The 9,349-nt window shown below is 72.0% G+C and carries 11 protein-coding genes; 5 read left to right on the top strand and 6 right to left on the bottom strand.

The features are described 5' to 3' along the window. Window positions 1-207: 207 nt before the first annotated feature. A complete protein-coding gene (locus FRZ03_RS09215) occupies window positions 208-1,092 on the bottom strand; it encodes a short-chain dehydrogenase/reductase (protein WP_146464679.1) in 885 nt (294 codons plus the stop codon). 10 nt (window positions 1,093-1,102) lie between these two features. Beyond that, on the bottom strand, window positions 1,103-1,825 hold the full coding sequence (locus tag FRZ03_RS09210) for a DUF1990 domain-containing protein (RefSeq protein ID WP_146464678.1): 723 nt from the start codon (window positions 1,823-1,825) through the stop codon (window positions 1,103-1,105). A 70-nt stretch (window positions 1,826-1,895) separates the two neighbouring features. On the opposite strand from FRZ03_RS09210, the gene FRZ03_RS09205 reads away from it, so the two are divergent. From FRZ03_RS09205 to FRZ03_RS09190, 4 genes are all read left to right on the top strand, one after another. Continuing rightward, complete coding sequence (locus FRZ03_RS09205; protein ID WP_261398774.1) at window positions 1,896-2,183, top strand: hypothetical protein; 288 nt, start codon at window positions 1,896-1,898, stop codon at window positions 2,181-2,183. A 6-nt stretch (window positions 2,184-2,189) separates the two neighbouring features. After that, complete coding sequence (locus FRZ03_RS09200) at window positions 2,190-2,912, top strand: DUF1990 domain-containing protein (protein WP_261398773.1); 723 nt, start codon at window positions 2,190-2,192, stop codon at window positions 2,910-2,912. A 42-nt stretch (window positions 2,913-2,954) separates the two neighbouring features. Beyond that, window positions 2,955-3,590 (top strand): FadR/GntR family transcriptional regulator, encoded by a 636-nt coding sequence (locus FRZ03_RS09195; protein WP_146464677.1) that lies wholly within the window; start codon window positions 2,955-2,957, stop codon window positions 3,588-3,590. Window positions 3,591-3,685: 95 nt separating this feature from the next. Further along, window positions 3,686-4,840, top strand: coding sequence for a CynX/NimT family MFS transporter (locus FRZ03_RS09190; protein ID WP_146464676.1), 1,155 nt, complete (start codon window positions 3,686-3,688; stop codon window positions 4,838-4,840). A gap of 247 nt (window positions 4,841-5,087) precedes the next feature. Here FRZ03_RS09190 and FRZ03_RS09185 read toward each other — a convergent pair whose 3' ends face one another. The 3 genes from FRZ03_RS09185 to FRZ03_RS09175 all read right to left on the bottom strand — a co-directional run bounded on the left by FRZ03_RS09185 (window position 5,088) and on the right by FRZ03_RS09175 (window position 7,665). Continuing rightward, window positions 5,088-5,786 (bottom strand): aspartate/glutamate racemase family protein, encoded by a 699-nt coding sequence (locus tag FRZ03_RS09185; RefSeq protein ID WP_146464693.1) that lies wholly within the window; start codon window positions 5,784-5,786, stop codon window positions 5,088-5,090. 463 nt (window positions 5,787-6,249) lie between these two features. Continuing rightward, a complete protein-coding gene (locus FRZ03_RS09180) occupies window positions 6,250-6,684 on the bottom strand; it encodes a VOC family protein (protein WP_146464675.1) in 435 nt (144 codons plus the stop codon). A 114-nt stretch (window positions 6,685-6,798) separates the two neighbouring features. Continuing rightward, window positions 6,799-7,665: a LysR family transcriptional regulator gene (locus FRZ03_RS09175; protein ID WP_146464674.1), complete on the bottom strand. Its 867-nt coding sequence runs from the start codon at window positions 7,663-7,665 to the stop codon at window positions 6,799-6,801. Between the two features lie 70 nt (window positions 7,666-7,735). On the opposite strand from FRZ03_RS09175, the gene FRZ03_RS09170 reads away from it, so the two are divergent. Beyond that, window positions 7,736-8,053, top strand: a complete 318-nt coding sequence (locus tag FRZ03_RS09170; RefSeq protein WP_146464673.1) for a hypothetical protein — start codon at window positions 7,736-7,738, stop codon at window positions 8,051-8,053. 184 nt (window positions 8,054-8,237) lie between these two features. Here FRZ03_RS09170 and FRZ03_RS09165 read toward each other — a convergent pair whose 3' ends face one another. Then, window positions 8,238-9,326, bottom strand: a complete 1,089-nt coding sequence (locus FRZ03_RS09165; RefSeq protein WP_186785313.1) for a quinone oxidoreductase family protein — start codon at window positions 9,324-9,326, stop codon at window positions 8,238-8,240. Window positions 9,327-9,349: the final 23 nt, after the last annotated feature.

Below are 9,349 nucleotides of genomic sequence, written 5' to 3'. Positions count from 1 at the left end.
GGAAAACAGACCGGCACCCGGCCCTCCTACACCGTGCGGCCGGGGGACACCCTCAGCGGCATCGCCCGCGCCCACGGCCGGTCCTGGGAGGCGCTGTACCGCAGGAACAAGACCGTCATCGGGGACGATCCGGACCGGATCACCCCTGGCCGGCGCCTCGTCCTCGACTGATCCGGCGTCCCGGCCCCGCCCCTGCCCGCGCGGACGTCAGTCCTCTCCCGGCTCCGCCGCGGCGCGGTCGGCCCGCCCGCCGGAGCCGAGCGGACCGGTCGCGCGCAGGGGCCGCCCGGCGTCCAGACGGGGCAATTCGTGCCGGGTCACCCGCAGCACGACGGGCGGCAGGGCCCAGCGGACCGCCTGGACACAGCGCAGCCACGACGGCACGTAGACCGCGGTACGGCGGCGCTCCACCGCGCGTGCCAGCCGGGCGGCGACCGCGTCGGGCGGGTGGATGGTGCGGGCGGGAGACGGCATGCGGACGCGCAACTCGTGCAGCGCGGCGAACCGTTCGGCCTCGCGGATCAGGTCGGTGTCCGCCCAGGCGGGGTAGGCGATGCCCACGGCGACCCCCTGGTGCGCGACTTCCGCGCGCAGCCCGTGGGCGAACGCCTCCACACCCGCCTTGGAGGCGCAGTAGGCGCTCATCATCGGGGTGGCACCGAGCGAGGCCAGCGAGGCGACCTGGAGGAAGTAGCCGGCGGTCGCGACGAGATCGGGCAGGAAGGCCCGTGCCGTGTGGGCGCTGCCCGTCAGATTGACGTCGATGACACGGCGCCAGGCGGCGGGGTCGGACGTCGCGAAGGGTCCGCCCTGGGCGATGCCCGCGTTCGCCACGACCACCGACGGCCGGCCGAGACGTCCGCGAACCTCGGCCGCCGCGTCGTCCAGGGCGGTGTGGTCCGTGACGTCGACCTCGATCGCCAGGGCCGCGGTGGGCAGGGACGCGGCCAGCGCGTCCAGTCCGGCACCCTCGTGCCCGAGCAGCGCCAACCGCGCCCCGCGCCGGGCGAGTCGGCGCGCCAGCGCGGCGCCCAGCCCGCGGGCGGCTCCGGTGACCACGACGGTCCGGTCCTGGAGAGGGCTGCTCGCCACCGGTCGTCCCTCATCCCTTCCGCGGTGCCGTCCGGGACGGCTGGAGCCGTCGGGTGCGGATGTGCACCCCGTCCACCAGCCGGCCCCCCGAGGCCTTGACGGCGGACAGGCAGAAGCGGACCCACATGTTGAGCTGGATCTCCTTCGCCACGCGCAGATGCGAGTACAGCACGTGCACCAGCCGGGTGGCGGCGCGCGCCCACAGCTCGATCTCGAACACCAGCAGATCGCCGTCCTCGTGCGCGCGGAACTGCACCTGCCCGGCCTCCATGTGACCGCGCAGGGTCACCAGATGCAGCAACTCGCGGTCGCGGTGTACGACACGCACCGGCCCGTTCCAGGGACCCGGCATCTCCACCAGCAGTTCGTCCGGGACGCTCAGCCCGTGCTCGCGGAGTTCGCCCACCCGGATACCGACCACCTCCGACGGCACGAAGCGCTCGAACCGGCAGCAGACCTGCTCGACGAGCCGGGCGCCGTCGATGCGGGCCCCCGCGATACGCACGCGGAAGAGGCGGTGGAACAAGGGGCCGCAGCCGTCCTCGGCGAGCTGCACCATGTCGTCGACCGTCTCGGGAGGAATCCGCGGCGGACGGTCCCGCTCGTCTCCTTCGCACTCGCCCGCGCGGTACAGGGGCGTCGTCTCCCAGAGGTAACGCCAGGTGACCAGCACCGTGCCCAGGAGCCATCGCGCCAGCACGGTCAGTGGCCGCGGCCAGCGTTGTGGGGACATCGACCCCCCTCAGGGCATCAGGTCGCCGCAAAGGCGGCAGATCGCCGGAAAAGCGACTGGAAGAATATGAATGAATACGGTCATATCCTGGTATAGCAACCCTGACACGGTGGTGCGACACGAGCGGACGAACCCGGAGGCGCGCATGGTGGTCCGGCTTCTGCACCGCGCGGGCGTGCGCAGCGCGCACCTGCACCTCGCCTCGCTCGGCGCGGTCGGTCTGTGCGTGACGTTGTGGGTGCGCGCGAAGACCATCGACCAGGAGCAGCGGGGAAACGCCGAACGGCGCGCGCTCTTCGTCGGCCTGTGGCCACCGACGCTGTGGCTGATCGGCGAATCGCTGCGGCGGCCGGAGTGATGAGCCTTGCGTGACCGGGCCTTCGGAAAGCTCGACGTGGTACAGGCCTGGCGCGAGCTCGCGGACACGTCCGTCAACTACTCGATGGACGAGGTGCGCCGTCCCGCGTGGAACATCGACGTCCACCGCACGGCGCTGCCCGCCGAGCCACCGGGCGCCCCCACGCCCGGGGGGCCCTGGACGCAGGCCTGCCGCATGGTCCGCGACTACGAGTTCTCCCCACCGGAGATCGTCCGCGCGCTGTACGACCCGGCGGCGCCCCTCCTCGGCCGTGACATGCTGCTCGAAGCCCGGTTCCACGCCCTGCACTTCTACTGCGGCGTACGCGTCACCGAAGTGGTCGACGAGACGCGCGACGGCACGGACCACGCCTGGGGATGGGCCTACGAGACCCTCGACGGCCACCTGGAACGCGGCAAGGTCACCTACCAGGTGGTGAAGGACGGCCGCACCGGAGCGGTGGAGTTCCTGGCCACCTGCCATTCCCAGGGCGCGCCCACGCTGGGTCCGGTCACCTCTCTCGGATGGCGGCTGTTCGGTCGCCGCACCCAGCTGCGGTTCTACCGCCGGTGCGGCGAACGCATGCGGCACCTCGTGGCGGCGGCGATGCGCGGCGAGTCCGTTCCGGCCCGCCCGCCGAGCACGGTCGACCACTTGGTGTACGCCCCCTCGGACGCACGGGCCCACCGCCTGGACGGGCTGGCCGTCCGCCGGATCGCCCCGGGCTGAGGTCGGCCGCCGCAGCGCCGTCATGCGACCAGAGGCTGGCCGGTGGGGACGCGGATTTCGCCGGAGCAGACACTCATCGAGGAACTCGGGGTCGGACGCAGCACGCTGCGAGAGGCGGTCGGCGCACTGGTGCACCTGGGACTGCTGGAGCCCCGGGCCGGGGACGGCACCTATGTCCGTTCCTCGAGCGAGCTGCAGTCCGTCATGGTGCGGCGGGCGAGTTCGGCGCAGCGGGACAAGGTGCTGGAGCTGCGGACAGTGCTGGAGGAGTACGCCTCGGGCGCCGCGGCGCTGCGCCGCAGCGAGGAGCAGTTGCGGGAGCTGCGGGAGCTGCTGGCCGACGCGGACGCGGCCAGCGCGGGCGAGGACACGGCAGCGGCCACGAGCGTCGATGCGCTGTTCCACCGGGCCGTGGTCCGGGCGAGCGGAAACGACCTGCTGATCGAGGTCTACGACTACCTCGGTACGGCGCTCACCACGTCCCTGGGCGGCCTGCCCTGGGACGCCGCCCACGCCGAGGAGCACGCCGGCCTGCACCGGCGGCTCGTCGCCGCGATCGCGGCCCGGGACGCGGGCGACGCCCGCGAGGCGGCAGCGGCGATCGTCCAGCTCACCCGCGACCACCAGAGCGATGCGTCACGAGCGAGCGACGCATCACGAGCAGGGGAGAACCAGTGAGGGCGCGGTCGTCTTCGACATCCTCTTCGGCATCCCGCCGGTACTCCGGACCCCGGCCGACGGCCGTCGGCCGTCCCGAGCCCGAGGGGCCCGCCGTGTCCGTCGGGCTCGTCGTCGCGATCTGTCTCGTGGCGGCGAACCTGCGCACCACTCTCACGGGAGTCGGCACACTGCTGCCGGAGATCGAGCGCGGCAGCGGCCTGACGTCGAGCTGGGGCGGGCTGCTGAGCACCCTCCCGCTGCTGACGTTCGCCGCGACCTCGCCGCTGGTCGACCGGGCCTCCCACCGGTGGGGCGGCGCGCGTCTGCTGGTGGCGTCTCTCGGCGTGCTGGCCGTGGGAACGGTGGTCCGTTCCCTTCCCTCCGTGATCTGCCTGTTCACCGGAACAGTGATCCTTTCGGTGGCCATCGCGTTCGGCAACGTGCTGCTGCCCGCACTGATCCGACGCAGCGTGCCCACCCGCCGTATCCAGAGCGTCAGCGCCCTCTACGTGACCGTCATGGGCCTCATGGCCGCGGTCTCCTCCGGAATCTCCGCGCCGCTGGCCCACACCGTGCCGGGTTCCTGGCGCACCGCACTGGCCTGGGGTGTCGCCTTCACCGTCGCGGCGTTCCTCGCCTGGCTGCCCCGCATGCGGGGTGACAAGCCACCGGCGTCCGCGGGCGGGACCCGCAGCCCGGTTCCCTGGCGGTCGGGGCTCGCCTGGCAGGTCACCTTCTTCATGGGGCTCCAGTCCCTGGCCTTCTACACCGCCGTCGCATGGCTGCCCAGCATCCTGATCGACCGCGGCACGAGCAGCACCACGGCCGGATGGATGCTGTTCTCCTACCAGGTGGTGTCCCTGGCGGCCAGCAGCCTCCTGCCCCTGCTCACCCGCGGCCGGCACGACCAGCGCTGGACCGCGGCCGGCGCCTCCGTCCTGGTGGCGGGTGGCTTCACCGTCCTGGTCGCCGCGCCCGCCCTGTCCGTCGTGGCGTGCACCCTGCTCGGACTCGGCGGCGGAGCGTGCCTCGTCCTCGCGCTGACCTTCCAGAGCCGGCGTGCCGGCAGCTCCGGCGAAGCCGCCGCACTGGCCGGCATGGCCCAGTCCATCGGCTACCTCGTGGCGGCGGCCGGCCCCCTCCTCCTCGGCATCCTGCACGACACCACGCACAGCTGGACCCTTCCCCTCACCGTCCTGGCCGCCCTCGGCATCGCCACAGCCATCGCCGGGCACGGCGCGGGACGGGACAGTCACATAACGGCCTGACAAGGCCGTTGGACGTGGCGGTGGGTGATCACGCAGACGGCGCGTCCGAGGAATGCTCCATGGACCTGAAGCCACGTCAACTCGCCCTGACCGGCCAAAGGGCGTCCCGTCCGAGCGGGCTCCCTTTCCACCGCCAGACCGTCGCAGTCGGTCTCGATCGGCATCCACTCGGCGTCGTCCGACAGACCGTGCGGGGGAGCCTTCGGACAGACCTGGGCGACCGGGCATGGCTGAAATGCGGCCTGGGTCACCGTCCGGGCGCGAGGGCCGCGTTGACGGCGGCCTCGGCGTGCAGGCGGGTGGTGGCGAAGACCGGAACCGGACTGTGCTCCGGGCTGATGAGAAGCTCGATCTCGGTGCAGCCGAGGATGATGCCCTCCGCGCCAGAAGCCACGAGCCGGCTGATCACCTCACCGTAGGCCGCTCGGGACTCCTCCCGGATGATGCCGAGGCAGAGCTCTTCGTAGATCACTCTGTGGACGACGGCCCGGTCGTCCGCGTCAGGCACCAGGACCTCCAGGCCGTGCCCGGCCACGCGGTCCCGGTAGAAGTCCTGCTCCATGGTGAACGCGGTGCCCAACAGCCCCACTCGGCGCAGACCAGCGGTCCGCACCGCAGATGCTGTCGCGTCGGCCAGATGCAGCAGCGGAATGTCCACCGCCGCCACCACCTGGTCGGCGACCTTGTGCATCGTGTTGGTGCAGATCAGCAGCAGGCCCGCACCAGCCGCCTGCAGGGACCGGGCGGCGTCGGCGAGTACTTCGCCGGCCTCATCCCAGAGCCCGGCCACCTGCAGCCGCTCGATCTCGGCGAAGTCGACCGAATACAGCACGCACTTGGCGGAGTGGAGGCCGCCCAATCGCTCCCGGACCCGCTCGTTGAGCAGCCGGTAGTATTCGGCCGTCGACTCCCAGCTCATGCCGCCGATCAGCCCGATGGTCTTCATCACCCCACTCTCGCACGCACGTCGCCGGTCGCGGAGCGAGGGGCCGGATGGCAGCGTGCCGTGGACGAGCCGGCGCGGAACCTGCCAGGCGTGGAAGCCAGGGGTGCGGCGGGTGACCCGGCCGAAGTTGCTCGACGGAAGCAGGCCGAGGAAGAGCGTCCTGACGCGGCCGCCTCCGTGGGCGAAGCCGGAGACACCGAGCCGGCGGCGCATCCTGAAGCCCTCGACCGGCATCGGGCCGACATGCGCCTCGACGACCGGCACGACGAAAACCAGCTCGAGCATTTCCGGACACACCTGACCGACGGGGCAACCGCCATGCTGTTCCGCACCTTTGATCGGCCGGCAGCCGGCCGAACCGCCCCATCGGGACACAGTGTGGACGTGTGTTGGCGTGTCAACCGACACGGAGGTACGGGACGCGGCGGTGGGGGAGAGGCGAGGGGTTCCCTCTCCGGGATGCTCAGTCGAGACAGAACTCGTTGCCCTCGACGTCCTGCATCACGATGCACGACTCGTTTTCGCCGTCGGCGGGCAGCGTCCGCACGTGTACGGCGCCGAGTGCGATCAGCCGCGCGCACTCGGCCTCCAGCGTGGCGAGACGCTCCTCACCGACGAGCCCGGTGCCGACCCGTACGTCAAGGTGCACCCGGTTCTTGACGACCTTGCCTTCGGGTACCCGCTGGAAGAACAGCCGGGGGCCCACGCCCGAGGGGTCACCGCAGGCGAACGCCGAACCCTGCCGCTCAGGCGGCAGCGAGCGGTCGAAGTCGTCCCAGCTGGCGAACCCTTTGGGCGGCGGCGGCACGACGTACCCCAGCACCTCGCACCAGAAGCGGGCGACGCGCTCGGGTTCCGCGCAGTCGAAGGTGACCTGGAACTTCTTGATCGATGACATCGGCGCACCATAGCAGGGGGAGACGTCGCTCATCTCCCGGTATTCGCCGGGGCGTTGGGGGTACGGATCCTGCCGCGCGACCGCCCCTGCCGGTGCCTGCCGGCCTCGGAGAGGTCATGCATCGAGGTCTGCACGTGTCCCGTCCCGGCGCGATGCGAGCGCGGCGGTCACGAACGAGGCGACCAGTGGCCGGCGGTCCTGCTCGACCCAGGCGAGCACCAGGCGGCTGGGCGGCGCGTCGGCCACCGGGACGCACACCAGGCCGGTCGCGAGCGGTTCGACCAGCGAGCGGGGGAGTACGCCGATCATCCGGCCCACCGTGATCATCTGGAGCAGCTGGACCACGTCGGCGACCTCGGGGCCGGTGCCGTCGCCCCCGGGTACGCCCTTCCAGCGTGGCAGCGTCTCGCCCGCCAGGTCGGACATGCGCACCGAGGCGCGCCCGGCCAGGCGGTGTCCGGCCGGGACGACGGCCACGCGGTCCTCGGTGAGCAGCGTCTCGTGGGCCAGGCCGCCGAGGTCGTCGAACGGCGCGTAGAGCAGGCCGACGTCGGCCCGCCCGTCGCGCAGGAAGTCGGCGCGATCGGCCGGGCCGCTGAACAGGATGTCCACCTGGCGGGCGTCGGGCTGGTGGGCGTAAGCGGCCAGGAGCCCGGAGAGCAGCCCGGCGTCGCCGCCGGGTTTGAGGACGAGCCGCAAGTGCGCCTGGGTGTCGCCGGCACGCTGAGCGTGCCGGACCGCGGCGCTGACCGCGTTGAGCGCGTGCCGGCCGTGTTCCTGCAACGCCTGCCCGGCCGGGGTGAGTTCGACGTGCCGACTGGAGCGGTCGAAGAGCGGGACACCGAGCCGGGTCTCGATCCGCCGGATGGCCTTCGACAGTGCCGGCTGGGCGATCGAGAGCCGGACGGCGGCCCGGCCGAAGTGCAGCTCGTCGGCGAGCGCGATGAAGTACTCGAGCTCGCGGGTCTCCAGTTGGATCATGCCTCCAGGTTATCGCCGAATGGCGAACCGATCTTGGACGCAGGAGTCGTGCCGAGTCAAGAATGGCCGCATGATCAACCACACGATGATTGTCTCGTTCGACCAGCCGCTGCCCGACGCCGAGCTCGATCAATACCTCGCGGATATCAAACAGGTCATGCTCGACTCCGGTTACGTGCAGTCGGTCGCGACCCGGCGTCACCTTCCCGTCCCCGGCGAGGAGGCCATTCCGGCCCTGATCGCGACCGCGCTCGTGCACGTGACCGTCGCCGACATCGACGCCCTCACGAAGGCGTTCAGCGCGCCGGGCCTGCACGAGGTCATCGACCGCTGGCAGTCCCGGCACCCGTACAAGGTCGCCTGGGCGAACCACGAGGCGCTGGTGTGAGCGGCGCTTCCGCATAGGCGGGTCTGGTCGCCGGGGCCGGACGCAGCGGAACCGGTGGTGCGGCCCCTGCCCGTCACCGCCACCGTCGGCATCGGCGGCGAACGGCGCGGCAGTGGAGGCGCCGTTGCCGATGCCGCCGCAGGGCGCCGGGACCCGGTGCCCTGCGGCACACGGCGTCCGGCCGTCAGCCGGCGCGTGGTATCAGGACGGTCCGGTCGAACGGTCCGCCGTGTGCGGCCGAGTACCGCACGGCCTCGTTGACGTCGTCCAGGCCGAAGGTGCGGATCTGCTCGGATCCAAGGTCGAGCGCGCCTGCCGCGATGAGCCGGATCATGCCGACGTTCGCCGAGCGCGGGTACATCCACTGCCCGCGTACGGTGACCGAATTGCGCATGATCCAGGGATAGGGGAGGGCGAGATCGTCGCCGCCGAGCATGCCGACGCCGCCCATGAGGACGACGCGGCCCTGTTCGCGGACGGTCATGGCCGCCGTGCGTGTCACCGAGCTGGGCGCGCCGGGCGGGAGCGCGTCGAACACCATGTCGATGGGGCCGTCGGCGGCCGCGGACATCGCGGCCCGGTCGGCGGCTTCGTCCCCGGTCAGCTCGACGGGCCGGACACGCGGGCCGAACCGGTCGGCAAGGAGACGGAGGACGGCACGGTTGCGGCCCGGCGTGACCACCCGGCCGGCCCCCATGGCCAGCGCCAGGGCGACCGCCGCGCTGCCGAGATTGCCGGTCGCCCCGCTGACGAGAAGCGTCTCGCCGGCTTCGAGCCCGCCCGCCAGCAGTCCTCCGTAGGGGATGGTGTACACACCCAGCAGGGACCAGCGGGCCGGGTCGTCCCCGGCCCGCGCCGGCAGCGGATGGACGTTCTCGGTGGGCACGCGCATGAGTTCCGCGAACGACCCGTCGTGCAGGTGCCGGGCGAGCCGGGCGCCGCCCTCACCGCGGGAACTCCAGCCCTGGAGCATGATGTCGGGCGTCAGCGCGTCGTCGCGGGCCCGCACGGTGGAGTCGCACCACACGAGGTCGCCGGCCCGCAGCCGCGTCGCGTCCGGTCCGACGCGCACGACCCTCCCCACCCCTCCCACACCGGGTACCTGAGGCGGTACGAGCGGATAGTTGCGCCGACCGCTGAAGACATCCTCCGAGTACGGCGGGACGAAGGCCGCCAGGACCTCGACCACCACCTCGCCGTCGCGTGCCTCGGGCTCGGGTGTGTCCCGCACGCTTAGCGGGGCTCCGAACTGCGTCAGGACTGCTGCTCGCATCCTCTGACCTCCTTGATCGTCTG

The organism is Streptomyces misionensis (assembly GCF_007896895.1).
In the GTDB taxonomy this organism is placed as follows: Bacteria; Actinomycetota; Actinomycetes; order Streptomycetales; family Streptomycetaceae; genus Streptomyces; species Streptomyces misionensis_A.
Note: the sequence above shows the minus strand (reverse complement) of the source record. Positions and strands in the feature narration are given on the sequence as shown.

Bases quoted from the DNA above. Each gene is read 5' to 3' on its own strand.
- FRZ03_RS09180 (WP_146464675.1), bottom strand. From the start codon at position 6,684: ATGTCATCGATCAAGAAGTTCCAGGTCACCTTCGACTGCGCGGAACCC.
- FRZ03_RS09185 (WP_146464693.1), bottom strand. From the start codon at position 5,786: ATGAAGACCATCGGGCTGATCGGCGGCATGAGCTGGGAGTCGACGGCC.
- FRZ03_RS09175 (WP_146464674.1), bottom strand. From the start codon at position 7,665: ATGATCCAACTGGAGACCCGCGAGCTCGAGTACTTCATCGCGCTCGCC.
- FRZ03_RS09210 (WP_146464678.1), bottom strand. From the start codon at position 1,825: ATGTCCCCACAACGCTGGCCGCGGCCACTGACCGTGCTGGCGCGATGG.
- FRZ03_RS09170 (WP_146464673.1), top strand. From the start codon at position 7,736: ATGATCAACCACACGATGATTGTCTCGTTCGACCAGCCGCTGCCCGAC.
- FRZ03_RS09165 (WP_186785313.1), bottom strand. From the start codon at position 9,326: ATGCGAGCAGCAGTCCTGACGCAGTTCGGAGCCCCGCTAAGCGTGCGG.
- FRZ03_RS09205 (WP_261398774.1), top strand. From the start codon at position 1,896: ATGAATACGGTCATATCCTGGTATAGCAACCCTGACACGGTGGTGCGA.